Origin of the sequence: Cytobacillus sp. T106, from assembly GCF_040492155.1 — a bacterium.
GTDB lineage: Bacteria > Bacillota > Bacilli > Bacillales > Cytobacillaceae > Bacillus_AB > Bacillus_AB infantis.
Window position 1 is genome coordinate 311,795 of record NZ_JBEUMK010000003.1, and the last position, 22,958, is coordinate 334,752.

A 22,958-nucleotide genomic window follows, 5' to 3' on the forward strand; every position below is an offset into this window, starting at 1 on the left:
TCCTACCCTTCATCAATAATTTCATCACGGTCATTTAATCGGTGGGCGACCGTCTCCGGCTGGACAGCAGACAAAATAACATGGTCGCTGTCCATCACAATGACAGCCCTTGTCCGCCTGCCATACGTCGCATCTATAAGAGAGCCCCGGTCCCGGGCATCCTGGATAATCCTTTTGATCGGTGCTGATTCAGGGCTTACGATCGAAATAATCCGGTTTGCTGACACGATATTGCCAAACCCGATATTAATCAGTTTAATCGGCATGGTGGTCCTCCAATCGTCAGTTACTTATTTTGGCCGTTATTGAAGTCTTTTAAACGTTTATTCTATATTCTGGACCTGCTCTTTCATCTTTTCCAGGAGGCTTTTCATCTCAACCACTTCCCTGGCAATCGAGGAATCATTAGCCTTAGATCCAATCGTGTTGGCTTCCCTGTTCATTTCCTGGAGAAGGAAGTCAAGCTTCCTGCCGACAGGCTCTTCCAGCAGAAGGGTGCTTTCAAACTGGCCGATATGGCTGTCAAGCCTCGTTATTTCCTCATTTATATCGGCTTTATCAGAGAACACAGCCACCTCGGCCAGGATGCGGTTTTGGTCAATCTGCTCGCCAAGGAACTCTGTCATCTTCTTCTCAAGACGGTCGCCATATTGCTTGATAACCAGCGGGGCAAGGTTCTTAAGCTGCGCAAGGCAGGCCTGCAGCTTATCCAGCTGGACCCGGATATCTTTTTCCAGCTCTGCTCCTTCAGCTTTCCGCATGGAAACCAGCCGCTCTGCAGCTTCCTCGACCGCCTCAATGACAATCGCTTCAAGCTCTCCATCCGCTGCATCCTCTTCCTGGATGGAGAGCATATCCTCGCGGCTGACCAGATCTGTGATTGACGGACCATCGCTCAAATGATATCTTTCTTTGATTTGCATTATGTATTGATAATATTCATCCAGGAGGTCCCAGTCAACATTAACTTTCCGGCTGACGGCCCCTTCACCTTCTATGCTGGCAAATAATTCGACTCTGCCCCGCTTAATCCTGGAGGCCAGAACCTTCTTTATTTTATCCTCAAGCCTGATCATCTGCCTTGGCATCCGGAGCTGGTGCTCGGAAAACCGGTGGTTCACTGTTTTCAGTTCGATGTTGACCGAGAAGCCATCAGTGCTTTTATTGCTCCGGCCGTAGCCGGTCATACTTGAAACCACAAAATCACATCCATTCTTTTTTCGGGGCCATTCCCGGCAGACAGCAACTTTCTTCCCTGTCTCCAAAAGCTGGAGCTGCTATGAGGCTTTCAAATCTTGCTCAAGATTTATGTATGCTGAGCAGCAAGCAAAGCTTGCCGGCGTTTCAAGACAAAAGAAAAGGTAATAGAGGCTTCTCTACTACCTTTAGGATTATACCATAATTTATTTTGTTTTTCTTAACAAAAACGTTCCGGCAAGCAAAAAAGTTGGAACGGAAGCAAGTGCTGTGATCATAATCCAGTCTCCAGGCTGTATAGCCATCGTGTGGAAGATTGGCTGCAGCGGCGGATAGTATATGACGATAATCATCAGCAGAAGCGAAGAAATCACGGCCCATACAAGATATTTATTGCCGAACGGATTCCTGGCCAGAACTGACTTTTCGCTCCGGCAATCAAACACATGGATGAGCTGGGCAAGGACAAGGGTAGCAAATGCCACTGTCTGGGCATATCCCAGCTGATCCGGATTATTCTTGTATGCAAGCATGAATGCTGCAAGTGTTACAATTCCGATCAAAAAGCCCCGGGAAACCACCTTCCAGCCGAGCCCTCTTGCAAAAACGCCTTCCTTCGGACTCCGCGGCTTCCTTTTCATCACGTCATCCTCCGGCTGGTCAAGTCCGAGGGCCATTGCCGGGAGCCCGTCTGTAACCAGATTGACCCAGAGAATCTGGATAGGAACCAGCGGCAGCGGCAATGCAAGGAGCATTGCAAAGAGCATCACCAGAATTTCACCCACGTTGGAGGCAAGGAGATATCTGATGAACTTGCGGATATTTTCATAGATATTCCGTCCTTCTTTGATCGCTGCCTTGATCGTGGCGAAGTTATCGTCCAGAAGGACAAGAGCGGAAGCTTCCTTCGCCACATCTGTTCCTGTAATGCCCATGGCCACTCCAATGTCGGCAGCTTTGATGGCAGGCGCGTCATTGACCCCGTCGCCTGTCATTGCAACTATATGTCCTTTGTTTTGCAGGGCTTTGACAATTTTAAGCTTATGCTCCGGTGACACCCTTGCAAAGACGGAAACCTCATCAACCACATCCTCCAGCTGGCCAACGGACATCTCGGAGAGCGCTTTCCCGTCAAGCACCTTGCTGCTGCCTGTCAGGATGCCAAGCTGTTTGGCAATCGCCTTGGCAGTGATAACATGGTCTCCCGTAATCATCACGGTTTTAATGCCTGCTTCCCTGCACTCCTTCACCGCTGTCCGCACTTCAGGGCGGGGAGGATCTATCATGCCCTGGAGCCCGATCAGCGTAAGGTTTTTCTCTGCTTCTTTCTCATCAAGGACCACCTGGTTTGCCGGGAGCTCCCTGAAGCCGATGGCAATGGTCCGCAGCGCCTGGGAAGCAAGTCCATCAATCGCTTCCTGGACCTCTTTTTTCATTTCCCCCGTCATCATCTGGCGCTTGTCGTTCCAAAGAATAGAATCGCTGATTCCCGCCAAAACATCCGGTGCACCCTTTGTAACAATGAACTGCCTGCCGTTTCTGTCTTTGACAATGATGCTCATCATTTTCCTGGCCGAATCAAAAGGAAACTCATTGAGGACCTGGTACTGGTCCATCAGGCTTTCCCTCCTGTAGCCAGCCTTCATAGCCGCTACCAGGAGAGCTCCTTCTGTGGGATCTCCATCAATGCTGTATTCCCCTTTTTTCTCTGAAAGCTCTGCATGGTTGCAAAGCAGCCCGAACATCAGCATCTGCTGGAGTGACTTCTGGGCTTTAACATCCACCCGCTTATCATCACTATAAAAGGTTCCGGAAGGCTCGTAGCCGATGCCGTCCACCGTCCACTGTTTCCCTCCGCTCCAGAGATGGGTGACCGTCATTTGGTTCTGTGTCATCGTTCCGGTTTTGTCAGAACAGATGACAGAAGCGCATCCAAGCGTTTCTACAGCCGGGAGCTTCCTGACGATGGCCTTTTTCTTGATCATCCGCTGGACGCCGAGCGATAAGGCAACCGTTACAATGGCTGGCAGCCCTTCTGGAATGGCTGCTACTGCAAGGGAAACGCCTGCGAGGAACATCGTGTACAGTTCGTGGCCCTGGATGACGCCGACCAGGACGACCAGAACTGTCAAAAGGAGAGCTGCCGTAATCAGAATTTTACCAAGCTGCTCAAGCCTGCGCTGAAGGGGTGTTTCCATCGTTTCAGCATTCTGAAGCAGATCGGCTATCTGGCCCATAGCTGTCTTCATGCCAGTAGCGACAACGACCCCAACACCGCTGCCCCTGGTAATCATCGTACCCATAAAGGCCATATTCTCCATATCGCCAAGCCCCGGATTATCTGCTTTTAAAGATGCAGTCGTCTTTTGGACAGGAACCGACTCACCCGTCAAAGCAGACTCTTCAATTTCAAGGCTCTTGGATTCAATCAGCCTGATGTCTGCACCAATCCGGTCTCCGCTCGAGAACTTGAGCAGGTCACCTGGGACTACATCCTTGGAGGGAACTCTGACCCACTTCCCGCTGCGGAGGACCTGTACCTGCGGAGCGGACAATTCCTTTAGAGCAGAGAGCGATTTCTCTGCTTTCCTTTCCTGGAAAAAGCCTAACAAACCATTAATGATGACAATCGCAATGATGGCAATCGCATCAATATATTCTCCCAACAGCCCTGAAACAAGAGTGGCCGCAAGCAGGACCAGCACCATAAAATCTTTGAACTGGCTGAAAAACAGCAGCAGTGCCGACTGCTTTTCCCCTTCTGAAAGTTCATTGAAGCCATGCTGGTTCCTCCGTTTTTTCACATCATCATCGGTCAGCCCAGCCGAAAAATCCGTATTTAATGCTTCTTCCACTTCTCTTTCATTCATCTCATGGAACTTCATCCGGCCATCACTCTTCCTCCTTTAAAATTCTATGGGAGCCTGCCACCTTGAAGCAGGCCATGACAGAAATCCTGCTCGATCTGAATGAATTCCCCCGTCTTCCAGCCCTGCGGCAGATTCTGGCACAAAGCTGTCCCACTCCGCTCTAAGAAATCTTATTCAGACCTGTCCAAAAAAATGCCAGAAGCCAGGGGAAGAATGAGCAATCCTGCAGGATTTTTGCTAAAATAAGATATTAGAAACAAAAAAAGCGCTGCATATAACAGCCGCTGAAAATACTCACCCGGATTGGGATCATCCCCAGCCGGACAAAAGAAAAGGATGTTCCTTATGTCATTTGATGGATTGTTTACAAGAGCCATGGCACATGAGCTCTCAGATACATTGCAGGGCGGGCGGATCAATAAAATCCACCAGCCGTTCAAAAACGAAATTGTACTCGTCATCAGGGCGAATGGAAAAAACCACAAGCTGCTGCTTTCCGCCCATCCAAGCTATGCGCGGGCGCAGCTTACCCATGAGGCGTACGAAAACCCAAGTGAGCCCCCTATGTTCTGCATGCTCCTCCGGAAGCATCTGGAAGGCTACATACTGGAAGATATCCGCCAGGTTGGCCTGGACAGGATTCTCATCCTTGATGTTAAAGGGCGGAATGAGATTGGCGATATCTCATACAAACAGCTGATTGTGGAAATCATGGGGCGCCACAGCAACATCGTACTTGTAGATAAAGGCCGCAATATGATCCTTGACAGCATCAAGCATGTATCATATGCCCTGAACAGCCACAGGGCCATCCTGCCCGGCCAGGAATATGTAAACCCGCCGGAACAGAATAAAATCAACCCGCTGGGGCTTGAAGAAGAGGATATACTCAGAAGGCTTGATTTTAATGCCGGGAAAATGGATAAGCAGCTTGTGGAACAATTTGCGGGCATTTCGCCTCTTTTCGCGAAAGAAGCTGTCAAACGGGCAGGAATGAGCAACCGCAATACAATTCCCAAGGCATTTTTGGATTTGCTGGGACCAGTTAAAAATCATGAGTATACTCCAGCCATTACGGCAGGACAGAAGGAGAATTTTTACCTGTTCCCGCTTGAGCATACAGGAGGCAGCAGCCGGACTTTCGAAACCTTAAGCGGGATGCTGGACCGGTTTTATTTCGGGAAGGCCGAAAGGGACCGGGTCAAGCAGCAGGGAAATGACCTTGAGCGCTTTATTATCAATGAGAAAGAGAAAAACGAGAAAAAGATCGAGAAGCTTGAAAAAACGCTGGAGGAAGCCAGGAATGCCGATCAGTACCAGCTGTCCGGCGAACTGCTCACGGCTAATCTGTATATGGCTGAAAAAGGCATGAAGGAAATCGAGGTCATCAACTATTATGATGAAAACGGCGCGACGATGGTCATCCCGCTAGATCCGCAAAAAACTCCTTCAGAGAATGCGCAGAAATATTTCACCAAATATCAGAAAGCTAAAACAGCCGCCGGCATTGTTAAAGAGCAGATCGAAAAGGCAAAGGAAGAGGCCGCATACTTTGAGTCCCTTTTGCAGCAGGTTGAAGCGGCTTCCACTAAAGATATCGAGGAAATAAGAGAAGAGCTGGCAGAGGGCGGCTATATCCGCATCCGCCAGAAAAAGCAAAATAAAAAATCAGCCAATGTGAAGCCAGTCCTGGACAGATATACAGCAACAGACGGTACAGAAATTTATGTCGGCAAGAACAACAAGCAAAATGACTATCTGACCAATAAGCTTGCTGCCAGAGATGAAATCTGGCTTCATACAAAGGATATCCCCGGCTCTCATGTCGTCATCAGGGATAAAACACCTTCAGATGAAACGATACTTGAAGCCGCAAAGCTTGCTGCCTATTTCAGCAAGGCCCGCAGCTCCGGCTCGGTGCCTGTTGACTATACCCAGGTGCGCCATGTCAAAAAGCCAAGCGGTGCAAAACCGGGGTTTGTCATCTATGACAATCAGCAGACTGTTTATGTTACGCCGGACGAAGAAACAGTTTTGACACTAAAAAAATCACAATAAAAAAAAGAAGCAGAGTCCGCAGATTCTGCTTCCTTTTTTATTTCAAGATAAGAAATCTTACTTTAAGTACTTCAATTATTGTCTGGCAGCAGCGCCCCATTCGGCTGGATTCTCTCTCCATTCCGAAAGGGCATCCATTTCGCCAGTTGTGATATGGCCCTTCTCTCTTGCTGTCTCCGCAAGCTCTGTGAAGGTGGCCAGGGAATATGACTGTATCCCTGCTTCAGCAAGCTTCTGATCGCCCTGCATCAGCTCATATGTAAAAATGGATACAGCCCCAAGCACTTCACAGCCTGCTTCACGAAGAGCATCAACAGCTGTGATGACGCTGCCTCCAGTTGAAATAAGATCTTCGACCACAACTACTTTCTGCCCTTTTTCCGCTCTTCCTTCAATCTGCTTTCCTTTTCCATGCTCTTTCGCTTTTGAACGGACATAGCACATCGGCAATTCCAGCAAATCGCTTGCCCAGGCGGCATGAGGAATCCCTGCAGTCGCAGTTCCGGCAATGACTTCAGCGTCAGGGAAATGCTCTTCTATAAGCACTTTAAGCCCTGCGGCTATTTCCCTGCGCACCTCCGGATAGGACATTGTCAGGCGGTTATCACAGTAGATGGGAGACAGCAGCCCCGATGACCAGGTGAAAGGATTGGAAGGCTGCAGAGTAACCGCTCCAATTTCCAGCAATCTTTCAGCAATTGTTTTATTCATGACAAAACGCCCTCCCATTGATTTTTAAATGACAGATAAGCTTCATACGGATCAGCAGCTTTTGTGATGGAACGGCCTACTACTATGGCCGAGACTCCTTCCTGCCTTGCAAATCCCGGTGTGCTGATCCTCTTTTGATCACCTGCCGCCTCTTCTGCCAGACGGATGCCTGGCGTCACTGTAAGGAATCCTTTCCCAAAACGGCTGTTCAGCAGCTTTGCTTCATGCGGGGAGCAGACGACGCCATCAAGCCCTGACTGTCTGGCAAGCCCTGCATAATGAATAACACAATCATTCAGTGCAACAGGGATCAGCTGCTCTGCCTGCATCTGTTCCTCTGATGTGCTGGTGAGCTGTGTCACCGCAATGCACAGAGGCCTTTTTTTTCCGGCTGCTGTCCCTTCATCCAGCCCTTCAAGGGCGGCTTTCATCATTTCGCTGCCGCCGGCTGCATGGACATTCACCAGATCGCATCCAAGACCGGCAATCCTTCGCATGGCACTGCCGACTGTATTAGGAATATCATGGAGCTTTAAATCCAGGAATACTTCATGCCCGGCCGCCTTCAGTTCCCGGACCATGTCAGGTCCCTCCTGGTAAAAAAGCTCCATGCCCACTTTGACAAATAATTTTTCTTCCGGAAATTTCCCGAGGAAGGATAAGACTTCTTCCTTTTCAGCAAAATCAAGTGCGATGATAAGCGGATTCTTCATGCTTGCCCCAGCTCCTTCCCGTACATTCGCTAATATGCTCAAAACCAAGCTTCTCCAGCAATTCTGGGAGCTTATCTATTATGTTTGGACAGACAAAAGGATCGACGAAATTGGCTGTTCCGACCGCAACAGCTGAAGCCCCTGCATAAAAGAACTCAATCACATCCTCCGCTGTTTCCACTCCGCCCATTCCGATGATGGGCAGATCCACCTGCTGGCTCACTTCATAGATCATCCTTAACGCCACAGGCTTTATCGATGGTCCGGAAAGGCCTCCCGTCCGGTTGGCAAGGATTGGTCGGCCTGTGTTCAGATCCATCCTCATGCCAAGAAGTGTATTAATCATAGTAAGACCGTCTGCACCGCCTTCTTCAACGGCTTTAGCCATTTCTACAATATTGGTGACATTCGGGGACAGTTTTACATAAACAGGCACTGCAGATGCAGCCTTTACTTTCTTTGTCAGGCTCTTTGCGATTTCGGGGATGGTCCCGAAAGCTATGCCGCCCGTCTTGACGTTCGGGCAGGAAATGTTCAGCTCCAAAGCCTTTACATTGGATGCCTTTGATAACTCTCTGGCCACTCCTATATAATCTTCTTCCGTGCTGCCTGCTATATTGGCGATAATAGGAACATCATATTGCTCCAGTCTCGGAAGCTCTTCCATAAGCACATGATCAAGCCCCGGATTTTGCAGGCCGATTGCATTCAGCATCCCAGCTGGTGTTTCAGCGACCCTAGGAGTCGGATTCCCGAATCTCGGCTCAAGAGTGGTCGCTTTTATCATAATGGCTCCCAGCAGGCTCAAATCATACAGCCCGCTGTATTCCTTTCCGAAGCCGAAGCAGCCGGAGGCAGGCATGATCGGATTTTTAAGGGTTAATCCTGGCAGCTCCACATTCAGCATACTCATAGTACAACCTCCCCTGCCCTGAACACAGGCCCGTCAGTGCAGACTTTTTTATAGCTGAAGCCCTCCGGGTCATCCGCCGTATGGCAAACACAGGCAAAGCATGCACCCAGGCCGCATCCCATCCGCTCTTCCAGCGATAAAAATACCTTTTTGTCCAGGTAGGCATTTTCCAGTGCCCTGAGCATTGGTGTCGGTCCGCAGGCATATATTACATCAAATACAAGCGATTCCCGGCTGATAATATCTGTCACAAAGCCCCTGGATCCGTATGTTCCATCCGCCGTTGCAATAAATGTTTCTCCCAGCACTGAAAATTCCTTTTCATAAAACACTTGTTCAGCCGATTGAAATCCAAGCACATGTACTGTCTTGACGCCTCTCGCTTTTAATCTTTTGGACAATTCATATAGGGGCGGCACACCAATTCCCCCGCCTATAAGGAGGGCTGTCTGGCCTGGCAGGGCTTCATTGTCAGGAAAGCCATTGCCCAGCGGACCAAGGACATCAACCTTTTCGCCTGACTGCTTTGAAGCCAGCAGAATAGTGCCCCTGCCTCCTGCCCTGTAGATCATCGTAAAGGTCTGGCGGCTTTTATTGATTTCCGCAATCGAAATCGGCCTTCTTAAAAGCGGGTCATATCCGTTTGATACTTTTAAATGGACGAACTGTCCCGCAGTCTCCATCTCATTGACAAGCTCACCTTTTAAGGTGAGCTCATAAATGTCTTTAGCAATTTCCTGATGTGAGACGATCGTACAGAGTTCCTTCCTGATCATAGAAGGACCGCCTTCTTCTCATGGCTGCCCGGCATCATGGCCTCTGCTGAGAAGTTCATGGATTCAATTACCTGGAGAATCGCTTCAGCTGTGTCCAGGGATGTCAGGCACGCGACCCCGTTTTCCACTGATTCCCTGCGGATCCGGAAGCCGTCGCGCGCCGGCTGCTTTCCTTTTGTCAGCGTATTGATGACCAGCTGTGCCTCTCCATTGCGGATGACATCCAGCAGGTCCGGGCCTTCTGCCCCGATTTTGCCGACCACTTTCACTGGAATGCCTGCTGCAGAGAAATAGCCTGCCGTACCGCTTGTCGCCATTACCTGATAGCCGATTTCTGCAAACCTCCTGGCAAGTGCGAGCGCTTCTTCTTTATCTTTGTCGGCCACTGTCATCAGGACATTTCCGTAACTGCTGATTTTCATACCTGATGCGACAAGGCCTTTATATAAGGCTTTTTCAAGGGTATGATCTTTCCCCATGACTTCACCTGTCGACTTCATCTCAGGGCCGAGCGTGATGTCTACCCGCCTTAGCTTAGCAAAGGAAAACACCGGCACCTTTACATACACGCCCTGCTTTTCAGGTACAAGGCCTGACTCATACCCCTGGCTTTCAAGCGACTGCCCAAGGATTACCTTTGTTGCAATATTAGCCATCGGGACATTGGTTATTTTAGACAGGAATGGAACTGTCCGGCTGGACCGCGGGTTCACTTCCAGGACAAATACCTCTCCTTTTGCCACTACATACTGGATATTCAGGAGACCGATGATGCCGAGGCCCTTTGCCAGCTTTTCCGTATATTCGGCCAGTTTCGCTTTCACTTCATCAGTCAGATTTTGAGGCGGGTATACGGCGATGGAGTCGCCCGAGTGGACGCCTGCCCGTTCGATATGCTCCATGATGCCTGGAATGACGACTCTTTCTCCGTCAGAAATTGCATCAACTTCGATTTCCTTGCCTGTCAGGTAGCGGTCGATCAGAACAGGATGTTCCGGATTCACACGTACCGCATTTTTCATATAATGAAGCAGCTCTTCTTCTTTATAGACAATCTCCATTGCCCTGCCCCCAAGGACATATGAAGGGCGGACAAGGACAGGGTAGCCGATTTCAGCAGCAATAACGGCCGCATCTTCTGCAGAGAAAGCTGTCTTTCCCTGCGGCTGGGGAATGCCCAGGTCTGTCAGCGCCATTTCAAATTTGTCCCTGTCCTCAGCACGGTCAAGGTTTTCAAGTGATGTCCCGAGGATTTTCACTCCTCGTTTCACAAGTTCTGCCGCAAGATTGATCGCTGTCTGGCCCCCGAATTGGACCACTGCCCCCTCGGGTTTTTCCAGATCGATGATATGCATAACATCCTCAATCGTCAGCGGTTCAAAATAAAGCTTATCGGAAATGCTGAAGTCTGTAGACACAGTTTCCGGATTATTGTTGATGATGATTGCTTCATAGCCGGCTTCTTTAATTGCCCATACAGAGTGTACGGTTGCATAGTCGAACTCAATTCCCTGACCAATGCGGATCGGCCCGGACCCAAGCACGACGATGCTTTTCCTGTCTGTAACGATAGACTCGTTTTCTTCTTCATAGGTTCCGTAATAATAAGGTGTTTCTGATTCGAACTCCGCCGCACAGGTATCAACCATCTTATATACCGGTACAATGCCGTTTTTCTTCCTCCAGCTGTAGACCTCCTGCTCTGAGGCATCCCACAGCCCCGCAATCACCAGGTCAGAAAAGCCCATTTCCTTTGCTTTTTTCGCAATCTCCTGGTCAAACCGTTTGCCAGAGAGTGTCTTCTCAAATGCCACGATTTTGTTCATTTTATAAAGGAAGAATAAGTCGATCTCGCTCCACTCATGGATGGTTTCGATCGTTACTCCCCGCCTCAGCGCTTCAGAGATGTAGAACAGCCTCTCATCGCCTGCTTTGCGGATACGCTTTTCCATAAGAGCATCATCGATTTCCTCAGGATTATTCAAAGCAAAATGGTATACATTGGCTTCCAGCGACCTGATGGCCTTAAGCAGTGACTCTTCAAAAGTCCGCCCTATGGCCATTACCTCACCTGTTGCTTTCATCTGTGTACCGAGAGAGCGGTTGGCTGACTCAAATTTATCAAAAGGCCAGCGCGGGATCTTGGTGACAATATAGTCAAGGGCAGGCTCAAAGCACGCATACGTTTTTCCGGTGACCGGGTTCATCATCTCATCAAGCGTCAGGCCAACGGCAATCTTCGCCGCCAGTTTGGCAATCGGATAGCCTGTTGCTTTTGAAGCCAGCGCAGAAGAGCGGCTGACACGAGGATTCACTTCAATGATGTAATAGTCGAAGCTGTATGGATCCAGCGCGAGCTGAACATTGCAGCCTCCCTCGATTTCCAGGGCACGGATGATTTTCAGTGATACATTGCGGAGCAGCTGGTATTCACGGTCGCTTAAGGTCTGGCTCGGAGCGACAACGATAGAATCTCCTGTATGTACCCCTACCGGATCGATGTTCTCCATATTGCAGACAACGATCGCATTATCGTTCGAGTCTCTCATAACCTCGTATTCTATTTCTTTGAAGCCAGCTATGCTCTTCTCGAGCAGGCACTGGGTGACAGGGCTGTTCTTCAGGCCGCTCGCCGTGATTTCCAGCAGTTCTTCCTCATCATGGCAGATGCCGCCCCCTGTTCCGCCGAGCGTGAAAGCAGGACGGACAATCACCGGATAGCCGATCTGCTCTGCAAATGCAAGGGCCTCATCGATATTATGGATGATTTCACTTTCAGGGACCGGCTCACCCAATTCATTCATTAAGCTTCTGAACAGATCGCGGTCTTCCGCCTTTTCAATGGCCGACAGCTTTGTGCCGAGCACTTCCACACCGCACTCTTCAAGCACGCCTGCTTTAGACAGCTCGACTGCCAGGTTCAGGCCGGTCTGTCCTCCCAGGGTCGGAACGATCGCATCCGGGCGCTCTTTGCGGATGATCCTGCTGACAAACTCAAGTGTCAGGGGTTCAATATAGACGGCATCGGCAATCTCTGTATCTGTCATGATGGTCGCCGGATTCGAGTTGACAAGGATGACCCTGTATCCTTCTTCTTTCAGCGCTATGCAGGCCTGTGTCCCGGCATAGTCGAATTCTGCCGCCTGCCCGATGACAATGGGCCCCGACCCGATCACTAGAATGCTTTTTATATCTGTACGCTTTGGCATGCTGCAGCACCTTCCCGTTTCTCAGATTCGATCATTTGCATAAATTGTTCAAAAAGATTATTGGCATCTTCCGGCCCCGGAGAGGCTTCAGGATGATATTGGACTGTAAAAGCAGGTACATTCTTATGTTTCAGCCCTTCGACTGTTCCGTCATTAAGCGCAATATGCGTCACTTCAAGCGGTGTACCGTAAATAGAATCTTCGTTGACAGAGTATCCATGATTTTGTGAAGTCAGCGCCACTTTCCCTGTTTTAAGTTCTTTGACAGGATGATTGGACCCCCTGTGGCCGAATTTCAGTTTCTCAGTATCAGCGCCGCAAGCAAGGGCAAACAGCTGGTGGCCGAGGCAGATTCCAAACAATGGGACCTTCCCGAGCAGCCCCTGGATCATCGGGATGGCTTCCACTACATCTTTCGGGTCCCCAGGCCCATTTGAAAGCATAACCCCGTCAGGGCTCAGGCTGAGGATCTCTTCGCTTGTTGTATGGTATGGCACCACGATCACATCACATCCGCGCTTGTTCAGCTCCCTGAGAATTCCATGCTTCATGCCGTAATCCACAAGTACGACCCTGCGGCCGCGGCCCGGGGAAGGATAGGCTGTCTTCGTTGATACTCTTTTCACCTGGTCATGCGGAAGGACAGCAGATTTCAGTTTTTCAATCACTTCGGAAGGATCCTGTTCAATCGGGCATATGCTCCCTTTTAAAGTTCCATGCTTCCGGATGATTCTTGTCAGTTTCCTAGTGTCGATCCCCGCTATTCCAGGAATGCCTTTCGCTTCAAGATAAGCGCCTAAAGAATGCTCGTTCCTCCAGTTAGAAGGGTATTCAGCCGCTTCTTTAACAACAAATCCGTGAATCGCCGGCAGAATGCTCTCAAAATCATCCCTGTTGATGCCATAATTCCCGATTAGAGGGTAAGTCAGCACCACGATCTGGCTGCAGTATGAAGGGTCAGAGAGGATTTCCTGATATCCGGTCATCCCTGTGTTGAATACGACTTCTCCGAAAGCTGCAGAATCGCTCCCAAAACCTTCCCCGATAAAAATGGTTCCGTCTTCCAAAATCAGCTGTTTTTTCATGCGTTGACACTCTCCTTCGCCCATACCGTTTTTCCGCCCGCTATTGTCAGGACCGGCCAGCCTTTGCAGTTCCAGCCTGAGAATGGGGTGTTTTTCCCTTTTGAAACAAATTCCTGCGGATCAATGTTCTGCCCATGATCCAGATTAACCAGCACCAGGTCGGCAGGAGAACCTTCCTCCAGCTTTCCATATGGCAGGCCGAAAGCTTCTGAAGGCTTGATTGTCATGAAATCAACCAGCTGTTTTAAAGTAAGGGTCCCCTTTAGCACCAGATGTGTGTAGAGAAGCGGAAAGGCTGTTTCAAGCCCTGTGATCCCAAATGGGGCCAGCTCCATTCCCTCCTCTTTTTCTTCCGAGGTATGCGGGGCGTGATCGGTTGCGATAAAATCAATCGTACCGTCCAAAAGACCTTCTATCAGTGCCTCACGGTCACTGGCGCTCCTTAGCGGCGGATTCATCTTGAAATTTGCGTCAAGGCCCGGAATATCATCTTCGCATAAGAGCAGATGATGAGGCGTAACCTCAGCAGTTACCTTGATCCCTGCCCTTTTGCTGTCTCTGACAACCCTGACAGACTCTTTAGTAGAGATGTGGCACACATGATAGTGGCAGCCAGCCGCTTCAGCCAGGAGCACATCTCTTGCAATATGTACAGATTCGCATACAGATGGGATCCCATTGATTGCATGCTTCCTTGAAAATTCCCCTTCATGGACAGAGCCTTTATTGATCAGCGTATTTTCTTCGCAGTGCGCAACGACAGGCATGCTGACAGCAGCAGCTTTTTTCATCGCAGAAAGCATCATCCCGGCTGACTGCACTCCCACGCCGTCATCAGTAAAAGCAAAGGCGCCGGCCTGCTTCAGCCCTTCAAAATCGGTCAGCTCACTGCCAAGCTGCCTGACGGTGATCGAAGCATAAGGAAGGACCCGCACATGAGCCGTTTCCGCAATCCTTCTGTTCAGCCATTCCAGCTGCTCCACCGTGTCAGGCACCGGCCTGGTGTTCGGCATTGGGGCAATCGTTGTAAAGCCTCCGCGTGCTGCAGCCAGGGTCCCCGTTTCAATCGTTTCTTTCTTTTCTCCCCCCGGTTCCCGCAGGTGTACATGAAGATCGACCAAGCCCGGGACTGCCAGCAGCCCTCCTGCATCTATCACTTCAGCATCTGTACCTTCAAATTCAACCCCGATCTTCGCAATTTTTCCGCCCTCGATCAGGATATCCTTCTGTACCAGCTCTCCGTTTTCAGTAAGCAATCTGCCATTTTTGATCAGCTTTTTCATGATTACCTCTCCCCTCTTTATGTTCAAGTGCCCTTTTCAGCACTGCCATGCGGACAAATACACCATTTTCCATTTGTTTGAAAATTCTCGACCTGCTGCATTCCACCAGGCTGTCAGCTATTTCAACCCCTCTGTTGACCGGGGCAGGATGCATGATGATGCTTCCCTGCTTCATCCGCCTTTCGCGCTTTTCTGTCAGTCCGTATTTTTCGTGGTACTCGGCAGCAGACATCCCTGTGCTTTCCTGATGCCTCTCATGCTGTATTCTCAGGAGCATGACCACATCCGCAGTCGCAGCCGCTTCATCGATTTCTTCAAAGCTTCCAGAATGGCGGAAGGAAGGGTCGAACCATTCTTCCGGCCCTGAGAATACAACCTCTGCCCCAAGCCTTGCCAGTGCTTCAGCATTGGACCTTGCCACCCTGCTGTGAAGGATGTCGCCGATGATGGCCACCTTCAAGCCGGCAAAGCGGCGGAACTCCTGCCGGATCGTCAGCAGATCCAGCAGCGACTGGGTTGGATGGTGCCCGCAGCCGTCACCTGCATTCAGGACCGGGATGCCTATCTTACCGGAAAGTGCGCTGAAGTAATCTTCCTCCTGATGGCGGATGACCACCGCATCGACACCAATGGACTCGAGTGTCCTCACCGTGTCATAAAGCGATTCGCCCTTCTGGACGCTTGAAGTCCCTGCTTCAAATGGGATGACATCAAGTCCAAGCCTCCTCTCAGCAACTTCAAAGCTGCACTTGGTCCTTGTGCTTGCCTCAAAGAAGAGATTGGCAACGAAGGACTGTGAAGACGGCCTCCACACTGCGCCTTCAGCAAACTCCTGCGCCTGTTTCAGAATCTCCCCGATTTCCATTAAGCTCAATTCATTCATCGTGAGCAGATCTTTCATCTTTGCTTCCTCCTTAACGGAGGCGGGCAAGGCTGTAAAAAAAGCACCCTGAACCTGGTTCAGGGTGCTGAAAAGTCAACATGCCATACTGCACGGGAAAAAGCAGCCGAGCTTCCTCCCGCAGCACATCAACACCCTTGCAAGCCTCTCTGGACTTCTTTAAAAAGTGTCTTTCTTATGCAACATTACTTTTTTTTTCGGTTTCCGCTTCAAACATATCTTCTTCAATCTGAGGTTTGCCTGGCAGGATCAGGTTGAGCACCACACCGCAGATTGCCGCGAGCGCCATACCTTCCAGATTTAATCCGCCCAGAGTTACATGGGCTCCGCCGATCCCGATGACCAGGATGACAGACGAGATGACCAGATTCCGTTTGTCCCCAAAGTCCACCTTGCTGTCAACCAGCATTCTCAGTCCGGACGAGGCGATGATGCCGAACAGCAGGATGGAAACCCCGCCCATCACAGGTGTCGGGATTGAAGCGATCAGCGCAGTGATCTTGCCGATGAAGCCAAACACGGTCGCAACTACTGCGGCACCGGCCAGCACATATACACTGTAGACCCTTGTGATCGCAAGGACGCCGATATTTTCGCCGTAAGTTGTTTTAGGCGGTCCGCCGATCAGCGCGGAAATGATGGTTGCCATCCCGTCCCCGAGAATCGACCTGTGAAGTCCCGGGTTTTTAATATAATCCCTGCCTACCACTTTGCTGAGAACAAGCTGGTGGCCTATATGCTCTGATAAAGTGACGACTGCTACAGGCACCATCAGCAATGCGATCTTCAATGATGACAGATCAACTTTATAATCTGCAAATGGAATGAGGAAATTTGGTGCTTCAAACCACTTTGCTTCGAGAACCGGAGTGAAATCTACAAGACCCGCAAATACGGAGTATATATACCCGATGATGATCCCGCCAAGAATCGGGATCATGCTCAGCATCCCTTTAAAGTAGATGGAGAAAACAATCGTGGCCGCCAATGTGACGAGGCCGGCGGAAAAGTACAGGAAGCTGTATTCCCCGTCTGCATTGTTCATTGCCATTCCTACCGCTGTGCCTGCAAGACCAAGTCCGATGACAATGATGACCGGGCCGACCACAACAGGCGGAAGCAGCTTCATGATCCAGCGATAACCTGCTTTTTTAATGATGAGCGCCACGATGCCGTATACCAGGCCGGCCATAAAGCTGCCGATCATGGCTGCGCCCGGCCCGCCTGCAGTCTTCGCTGCGATGATCGGTGCGATGAAGGCAAAGGATGAGCCAAGATATGCCGGAACCTGCCATTTTGTGATGATCAGAAAAGCAATGGTTCCAAGTCCGCTCGAAATGAGTGCAATGGCCGGATCAAGTCCGACGAGGTAAGGAACAAGAATGGTTGCGCCGAACATGGCGAATAAATGCTGGATGCTTAAGGTAATCCATTGAAATGGCTTTGGTACTTCGTTTACGTCTAATAATGGTTTATTCATGGCTTTGTCTCCTTTGTATTCGTCTTTTCCCCGCAAAAAACCCTCTTGCTTTTTCGCACAGAGGGCATAGGAGCACAGCTGAAAAGACACCAGCCATGTTCCCCTTTGCCAGCCTCTCTGGACTGCGTTAAAAGGGGGATGTTCAGTTTTCAAAGATGCTTACTTGATCGGTTTCATCTACTTCCTTCAGTTCAACGACTATTTTTTCCGAGCTGGAAGTCGGTATGTTTTTGCCTACATAATCTGCCCGGATCGGGAGCTCTCTATGGCCCCTGTCCACCAGGACTGCCAGCTGAATCGCAGCCGGTCTGCCGATGTCTACCAGGGCATCGAGGCCCGCTCTGACTGTCCTGCCTGTATACAGTACATCGTCGATGAGGATGACTTTTTGATTGGTGATATCCTGCGGAATGTCGCTGCCTTTGACCAGCGGCTGATCGTCATCCGTTTTCTTTGTCAGATCATCACGGTACAGCGTAATATCCAGCTCCCCGACAGGGATCCTTTTACCCTCGATCTGTTCAATCCTGTCAGCCAGGCGATTTGCCAAGTAGATGCCTCGGGTCCTGATCCCTACAAGCACACATTCATCTATCCCTTTGTTCTTCTCAATGATTTCATGGGCAATCCTGGTCAATGCCCTCCTGATTGCCTGTTCATCTAATACCACTGCTTTTTGTGTCATGTTATCACCCTCCAGCATCAGGCTGCACGATTCTTGTATAAAAAAACCTCCCGCCTGCACGACGAGAGGTTTGGCTGCACTTTTAGTGCAGGAAGGGGAATCCCTTCCGTATCCGATACCTTCTCAGTCTCACAGGACTGGTCTTAAAGGTCATATTCATTAAAGCTATAGTAAAATATTTTAGGACAGATGTCAACGATTATTATTTTTTAGATGCTACTTGCCCAGTTTTTCCAGGAGTTCCGAGAAGTATGCCGGAAGTGGAGCCTCAAATTCCATGTATTCCCCGGTTCTTGGATGCACAAAGCCCAGAACACCTGCATGCAGTGCCTGTCCGCCGATTTCAAGTGTCTTTCTTGGCCCGTACTTCGGGTCCCCTGCCAGCGGATAGCCGATATATTTCATATGAACGCGGATCTGGTGGGTCCTTCCTGTTTCAAGCTGGCATTCCACATGGGTAAAATCCTTGTAGCGGTGAATCACATGAAAATGCGTGACCGCATGCTTTCCGCCATCCACCACTGTCATGCTCTGCCTGTCTTTAGGATCCCTTCCAAGCGGAGCATCAACCGTTCCATAGTCATGAGGGATGGTTCCATGAACAATTGCCTGGTACTTCCTTGTCACGGTTTTTTCAACAAGCTGATTCACCAGGCTTTCATGGGCCATATCATTCTTGGCAACCATCAGCAGGCCTGATGTATCCTTATCGATGCGGTGAACGATTCCCGGGCGCAGGACGCCATTGATGCCGGAAAGGTCCTTGCAGTGTGCCATAAGGCCATTGACCAGCGTTCCTGATGCATGACCTGGCGCAGGATGGACGACCATTCCCTTAGGCTTATTAACGACAAGGACATCACCATCTTCATAATAGATATCAAGGTCCATCTCTTCCGGTAAGACATCAAGCTCTTCCGGTTCTGGGAATGATATTTCAATCTTATCATCAATGCTGCATTTATAATTCGTTTTAGTTCCCTGGCCGTTGACAAGGATATGGCCATCCTTGATCATTTGCTGCGCCTGTGATCTTGACAGCTCTTCGTTCAGCAGTGAAACAGCTTTATCAAGCCTTTCCCCTGCCACTTCTTCATTAATGATGTATTCCATTTTCTCCATTCGATTTCTCCTTCGCTTCCCGCTCTTCCCGGAGCATTTGTATCATCAGTATGATTACCCCGACAACCAATGATGAATCGGCCACATTAAAGACAGGAAAATCATATCCAAAGATATATGTGTTGACGAAATCAACCACTTCTTTGCGGAAAACCCTGTCGATAAAATTGCCGATCGCCCCTCCGAGCATTAATCCCAGTGCGATGCCAAGCAATCGCTTCCCTTTTGCTGCGGTCTTGATGTAATAGACAATACCTATGATGACGGCAACTGTAATAACATAGAAAAACCACATTTGCCCTTCAAGAATTCCCCATGCCGCCCCCCTGTTGCGGTGCGATGTGATATAAAGAAAATTCTCGATCACCGGGATGCTTTCACCAAGCTCCATATTTTTAACAATCAGCCATTTGGTCAGCTGATCCAGAGCAATAACAAATAAGGCAATTATGTAATAAAACACAAAGGCTACCTCCAATTTGAAGTCATTACCTTAGCATTTTAGCATAATCTCCATGAAAACGACACCTTTTATCCACTATGAAGGCTGCTGCTGACCGGTTCAGCCTCTCATAATCATCATCAAGAAAGAAGCGGTGTCTGCGGACGGTTCAAAAACTGATTCCATCGGCTTTCGGCAAAACGCCCCAAGCTTATCATAATCTGACAATGCTACCATAGTTGGGATGACTGACAGCAGATTTTCCGGTATCAATTCCCCGGATATTTCACATTTTCCATATTCCCCTTTTTCCAATTTTCCGATGGCGCGGTTAATATCGGCCAACTCATCATATATTAATGGCTGGATAAGGGCTGAGCATCTTCCGCTTTCCAGCCTCTGAAGCAATTCCTCTTTAGTTGCACGGAGTTCTGAATAGAGCTTTTCAAATGAGCTGTCCATTGCCGCTTCCTCCGTTCTTCTTTGTTTAAAATTATTATCTCCGGCCTGGGCGCACAGAACCTGATAAACATTTAACAAAGAGCACAAAGTTTAGATAAGGTGGAAGGATTTATCGAAAAAAAAGGTAATCTTTCGGGGGTTAGGTGACAGGAAAAAAATCAAAAACCGGCTGCACCAGGCAGCCGGGTCTTGTTATTATGCCAAATGGCTATAGTTGTTTTTTACAACACTTGCACAGCGCGGGCAAAGCGAAGGGTGGCTGGAATCAGCACCGACTTCCGGTGTAACTGTCCAGCAGCGCTCGCATGTTTCGCCTTCTGCTTTAGACACAAGAATTGCCGCTTTGTCGAGCTTGAGGGCTTCTTCAGGCGCCTCGCCATACTCTCCGCCGATTTCAAAGGCGGAAACGATGAACAGCTGTTTCACATCTTCTTTAATGCTGTCAAGAAGGCTTCTAGTTTCAGCCGTTGGATAAAGAGTGATCTTTGCTGCCAGGGATTTCCCGATCACTTTTTCATTTCGTGCCTCTTCAAGTGCTTTAAGCACTTCATCGCGCAAATTCATGAATGATGTCCATTTTTTCATCAGTTCATCTGCATTAGGAAGCTCTTTGTATTCAGGCATGTCTGTCAGCTGTACACTTTCTTCCTTCGCAGCAGGGATAAAGGACCATACTTCATCAGCTGTATGAGAAAGAATCGGCGCAGTCAGCTTTGCAAGCGCAACAAGGCTTTCATAAAGCACTGTCTGAATCGCACGGCGGTCAGCATTATCTTCGGCCTCGATGTAAAGAACATCTTTGGCAAAATCCAGGTAGAATGAACTTAAGTCCAATGTACAGAAATTGTTGATCGCATGGTAAATGCCTGCGAATTCATAGCGGTCATAAGCTTCCTTGACGTTTTTGACCAGCTTGTTCAGCTTCACGAGCATGAACTGATCGACTTCCCTGAGGTTTTCAAAGACAACTGCATCTTTCTCAGGATTGAAGTCAGCCAGGTTCCCAAGCAGGAATCTGAATGTGTTTCTGATCTTGCGGTAAACCTCAGCAACCTGCTTCAGGATCGGGTCAGAGACTCTTACGTCTGCCTGGTAGTCTACAGATGCCACCCAAAGACGCAGGATATCTGCTCCAAGCTGGTTCATGACCTTCGCCGGAACGACAACATTTCCGATGGATTTACTCATTTTCCTGCCTTCGCCGTCAAGTGCAAAGCCGTGGCTAAGAACGCCCTTATACGGCGCCTTTCCAGTTACTGCCACTGAGGTGGACAGGGATGAATTGAACCAGCCTCTGTACTGATCAGAGCCTTCAAGGTAAAGGTCTGCAGGACGCTGCAGATCATCGCGTTCTTCCAGGACAGCCTGGTGGGATGAGCCGGAATCAAACCAGACATCCATGATATCCGTTTCTTTTGTGAACTTGCCATTCGGGCTGCCAGGATGTGTGAACCCTTCAGGCAATAGCTCTTTGGCCTCTTTCTCGAACCAGATATTGGAGCCGTGTTCCCTGAAAAGGGCAGAAACATGATCAATTGTTTCATCAGTAATGATGCTGTCGCCGTTTTCAGCATAAAAGACAGGGATAGGAACGCCCCATGCACGCTGGCGGGAAATACACCAGTCGCCGCGGTCGCGGACCATATTGAACAGGCGTGTTTCTCCCCATGCCGGCACCCATTTCGTTTCTTTAACAGCTTCCAGGAGCTTATTGCGGAAGTCCTTGATGGATGCGAACCATTGCGCTGTAGCCCTGAAAATGACCGGCTTCTTCGTTCTCCAGTCATGCGGATAAGAGTGAGTGATGAACTTCAGGCCCAATAATGCACCCTTTTCTTTAAGCGCTTCGGTGATCGGCTTGTTGGCTTCGTCATAGAAGAGGCCTTCGAAGCCTTCAGCTTCATTGGTCATAAGACCCTTATCATCGACTGGGCACAATACCTCAAGTCCATATTTCTGGCCAACATAAAAGTCATCTTCACCATGGCCGGGCGCAGTGTGGACACAGCCTGTACCTGCATCAACGGTTACATGGTCGCCAAGCATGACAAGCGAATCGCGGCCATAAAGCGGATGGGAGGCAAGGATGTTTTCCAGCTCGCTTCCTTTGACTGTCTTAACGACAGCCGGGTCTTCCCAGCCAGTTTCTCCTGCCACAGATTCCAAGAGCTCTTCTGCGACCAGATATTTGCTGCCGCCCGCTTCTGCAACCACATAATTAAGGTCAGGATGGACGCTGATCCCCAGATTGGCCGGGATCGTCCAAGGAGTTGTCGTCCAGATGACGATTTGGACATCCTGATCCAATACACCTTTTCCATCTTTGACTTTAAAGCCAACATAAATGGAAGGAGAGCGCTTATCCTGGTATTCAATCTCCGCTTCGGCAAGTGCTGATTCACTTGAAGGTGACCAGTAGACCGGTTTCTTCCCTTTGTAGATATAGCCTTTTTTAGCCATATCGCCAAATACCTTGATCTGCTGTGCTTCATATTGAGGCTGCAGCGTGATATAAGGGTTTTCCCAGTCGCCGCGGACGCCAAGGCGTTTAAATTGTGAACGCTGGCTGTCAACCTGTTCATAGGCATACTCCTCGCAAAGCTTTCTGAACTCGGCAACTGTCATTTCTTTTCTCTTAACGCCTTTATTCGTCAATGCCTGCTCAATCGGCAGGCCGTGGGTATCCCAGCCTGGTACATATGGTGCATGGAATCCGCTCATGGACTTGTAGCGGACAATAAAATCTTTAAGGATTTTATTCAGCGCATGGCCCATATGGATATCGCCGTTAGCATATGGAGGGCCATCATGGAGAACAAACATCGGCCGGCCCTTCGTGTGCTCCTGCACCTTTTCATAAATATTCATTTCTTCCCATTTGCCCTGGATTTCCGGCTCCCTTTTTGGGAGATTTCCGCGCATCGGAAATTCTGTTTTTGGCATCAATAATGTATCTTTGTATTCCACTGCAATTCCTCCTGCTTTCATTTAGGTAATTTGACTTGCCGTTACCGGGCGTTTTCCACTTGAGAAAAACAAAAAAAGCCCTCT

At 49.3% G+C, this 22,958-nt stretch carries 18 protein-coding genes; 1 reads left to right on the forward strand and 17 read right to left on the reverse strand.

Annotation, left to right across the window (positions count from 1 at the left end; genetic code table 11):
• Window positions 1-2: 2 nt before the first annotated feature.
• The 3 genes from remA to ABU165_RS09185 form a co-directional block, all read right to left on the reverse strand.
• A complete protein-coding gene (remA, locus tag ABU165_RS09175) occupies window positions 3-266 on the reverse strand; it encodes an extracellular matrix/biofilm regulator RemA (protein WP_009795972.1) in 264 nt (87 codons plus the stop codon).
• A 57-nt stretch (window positions 267-323) separates the two neighbouring features.
• On the reverse strand, window positions 324-1,199 hold the full coding sequence (locus ABU165_RS09180) for a YicC/YloC family endoribonuclease (protein ID WP_224950196.1): 876 nt from the start codon (window positions 1,197-1,199) through the stop codon (window positions 324-326).
• A gap of 204 nt (window positions 1,200-1,403) precedes the next feature.
• A complete protein-coding gene (locus ABU165_RS09185; RefSeq protein WP_148950242.1) occupies window positions 1,404-4,082 on the reverse strand; it encodes a calcium-translocating P-type ATPase, SERCA-type in 2,679 nt (892 codons plus the stop codon).
• Window positions 4,083-4,412: 330 nt separating this feature from the next.
• Here ABU165_RS09185 and ABU165_RS09190 point away from each other — a divergent pair, with 330 nt between their 5' ends.
• Window positions 4,413-6,125 carry an Rqc2 family fibronectin-binding protein gene (locus ABU165_RS09190; RefSeq protein WP_094767493.1) on the forward strand — a complete coding sequence of 571 codons (1,713 nt, stop codon included), beginning with the start codon at window positions 4,413-4,415 and terminating at the stop codon, window positions 6,123-6,125.
• Between the two features lie 75 nt (window positions 6,126-6,200).
• Here the strand turns inward: ABU165_RS09190 and pyrE are convergent, their stop codons facing one another.
• From pyrE to ileS, 14 genes are all read right to left on the reverse strand, one after another.
• Window positions 6,201-6,836: an orotate phosphoribosyltransferase gene (gene pyrE, locus ABU165_RS09195; RefSeq protein ID WP_318060118.1), complete on the reverse strand. Its 636-nt coding sequence runs from the start codon at window positions 6,834-6,836 to the stop codon at window positions 6,201-6,203.
• Window positions 6,833-7,549, reverse strand: a complete 717-nt coding sequence (gene pyrF / locus ABU165_RS09200) for an orotidine-5'-phosphate decarboxylase (protein WP_318060119.1) — start codon at window positions 7,547-7,549, stop codon at window positions 6,833-6,835. Before pyrF ends, pyrE begins: the two co-directional genes overlap by 4 nt.
• On the reverse strand, window positions 7,521-8,462 hold the full coding sequence (locus ABU165_RS09205; protein WP_318060120.1) for a dihydroorotate dehydrogenase: 942 nt from the start codon (window positions 8,460-8,462) through the stop codon (window positions 7,521-7,523). Before ABU165_RS09205 ends, pyrF begins: the two co-directional genes overlap by 29 nt.
• Window positions 8,459-9,238, reverse strand: a complete 780-nt coding sequence (locus ABU165_RS09210) for a dihydroorotate dehydrogenase electron transfer subunit (RefSeq protein WP_318060121.1) — start codon at window positions 9,236-9,238, stop codon at window positions 8,459-8,461. The genes ABU165_RS09205 and ABU165_RS09210 overlap by 4 nt, the downstream gene beginning before the upstream one ends.
• Entirely contained in the window at window positions 9,235-12,447 is a 3,213-nt protein-coding gene (carB, locus tag ABU165_RS09215; protein ID WP_009795981.1) for a carbamoyl-phosphate synthase large subunit, read from the reverse strand. The genes ABU165_RS09210 and carB overlap by 4 nt, the downstream gene beginning before the upstream one ends.
• A complete protein-coding gene (locus tag ABU165_RS09220; RefSeq protein WP_009795982.1) occupies window positions 12,426-13,532 on the reverse strand; it encodes a carbamoyl phosphate synthase small subunit in 1,107 nt (368 codons plus the stop codon). Before ABU165_RS09220 ends, carB begins: the two co-directional genes overlap by 22 nt.
• On the reverse strand, window positions 13,529-14,815 hold the full coding sequence (locus ABU165_RS09225) for a dihydroorotase (RefSeq protein WP_009795983.1): 1,287 nt from the start codon (window positions 14,813-14,815) through the stop codon (window positions 13,529-13,531). The genes ABU165_RS09220 and ABU165_RS09225 overlap by 4 nt, the downstream gene beginning before the upstream one ends.
• Window positions 14,778-15,716 carry an aspartate carbamoyltransferase catalytic subunit gene (locus tag ABU165_RS09230; protein WP_035403541.1) on the reverse strand — a complete coding sequence of 313 codons (939 nt, stop codon included), beginning with the start codon at window positions 15,714-15,716 and terminating at the stop codon, window positions 14,778-14,780. The genes ABU165_RS09225 and ABU165_RS09230 overlap by 38 nt, the downstream gene beginning before the upstream one ends.
• 175 nt (window positions 15,717-15,891) lie before the next feature.
• Complete coding sequence (locus ABU165_RS09235; RefSeq protein WP_035403544.1) at window positions 15,892-17,196, reverse strand: solute carrier family 23 protein; 1,305 nt, start codon at window positions 17,194-17,196, stop codon at window positions 15,892-15,894.
• A 142-nt stretch (window positions 17,197-17,338) separates the two neighbouring features.
• Complete coding sequence (pyrR, locus tag ABU165_RS09240; protein ID WP_009795986.1) at window positions 17,339-17,881, reverse strand: bifunctional pyr operon transcriptional regulator/uracil phosphoribosyltransferase PyrR; 543 nt, start codon at window positions 17,879-17,881, stop codon at window positions 17,339-17,341.
• A gap of 216 nt (window positions 17,882-18,097) precedes the next feature.
• A complete protein-coding gene (locus tag ABU165_RS09245; RefSeq protein ID WP_009795987.1) occupies window positions 18,098-19,003 on the reverse strand; it encodes an RluA family pseudouridine synthase in 906 nt (301 codons plus the stop codon).
• Entirely contained in the window at window positions 18,978-19,466 is a 489-nt protein-coding gene (lspA, locus tag ABU165_RS09250) for a signal peptidase II (protein ID WP_022543702.1), read from the reverse strand. Before lspA ends, ABU165_RS09245 begins: the two co-directional genes overlap by 26 nt.
• Window positions 19,467-19,565: 99 nt before the next feature.
• Window positions 19,566-19,907 (reverse strand): hypothetical protein, encoded by a 342-nt coding sequence (locus ABU165_RS09255; protein ID WP_022543701.1) that lies wholly within the window; start codon window positions 19,905-19,907, stop codon window positions 19,566-19,568.
• A gap of 195 nt (window positions 19,908-20,102) precedes the next feature.
• Window positions 20,103-22,874, reverse strand: coding sequence for an isoleucine--tRNA ligase (ileS, locus tag ABU165_RS09260; protein ID WP_318060122.1), 2,772 nt, complete (start codon window positions 22,872-22,874; stop codon window positions 20,103-20,105).
• Window positions 22,875-22,958 lie beyond the last annotated feature (84 nt).

What these genes read in the sequence shown, in the direction of transcription:
- ABU165_RS09185 (WP_148950242.1), bottom strand. Translation starts at nt 4,082, where the DNA reads ATGAAGTTCCATGAGATGAATGAAAGAGAAGTGGAAGAAGCATTAAAT.
- pyrE (WP_318060118.1), bottom strand. Translation starts at nt 6,836, where the DNA reads ATGAATAAAACAATTGCTGAAAGATTGCTGGAAATTGGAGCGGTTACT.
- ABU165_RS09190 (WP_094767493.1), top strand. Translation starts at nt 4,413, where the DNA reads ATGTCATTTGATGGATTGTTTACAAGAGCCATGGCACATGAGCTCTCA.
- pyrF (WP_318060119.1), bottom strand. Translation starts at nt 7,549, where the DNA reads ATGAAGAATCCGCTTATCATCGCACTTGATTTTGCTGAAAAGGAAGAA.
- ABU165_RS09245 (WP_009795987.1), bottom strand. Translation starts at nt 19,003, where the DNA reads ATGGAGAAAATGGAATACATCATTAATGAAGAAGTGGCAGGGGAAAGG.
- carB (WP_009795981.1), bottom strand. Translation starts at nt 12,447, where the DNA reads ATGCCAAAGCGTACAGATATAAAAAGCATTCTAGTGATCGGGTCGGGG.
- ABU165_RS09205 (WP_318060120.1), bottom strand. Translation starts at nt 8,462, where the DNA reads ATGAGTATGCTGAATGTGGAGCTGCCAGGATTAACCCTTAAAAATCCG.
- ABU165_RS09230 (WP_035403541.1), bottom strand. Translation starts at nt 15,716, where the DNA reads ATGAAAGATCTGCTCACGATGAATGAATTGAGCTTAATGGAAATCGGG.
- ABU165_RS09235 (WP_035403544.1), bottom strand. Translation starts at nt 17,196, where the DNA reads ATGAATAAACCATTATTAGACGTAAACGAAGTACCAAAGCCATTTCAA.
- remA (WP_009795972.1), bottom strand. Translation starts at nt 266, where the DNA reads ATGCCGATTAAACTGATTAATATCGGGTTTGGCAATATCGTGTCAGCA.
- ABU165_RS09220 (WP_009795982.1), bottom strand. Translation starts at nt 13,532, where the DNA reads ATGAAAAAACAGCTGATTTTGGAAGACGGAACCATTTTTATCGGGGAA.
- ABU165_RS09225 (WP_009795983.1), bottom strand. Translation starts at nt 14,815, where the DNA reads ATGAAAAAGCTGATCAAAAATGGCAGATTGCTTACTGAAAACGGAGAG.
- ABU165_RS09210 (WP_318060121.1), bottom strand. Translation starts at nt 9,238, where the DNA reads ATGATCAGGAAGGAACTCTGTACGATCGTCTCACATCAGGAAATTGCT.
- ABU165_RS09255 (WP_022543701.1), bottom strand. Translation starts at nt 19,907, where the DNA reads ATGGACAGCTCATTTGAAAAGCTCTATTCAGAACTCCGTGCAACTAAA.
- pyrR (WP_009795986.1), bottom strand. Translation starts at nt 17,881, where the DNA reads ATGACACAAAAAGCAGTGGTATTAGATGAACAGGCAATCAGGAGGGCA.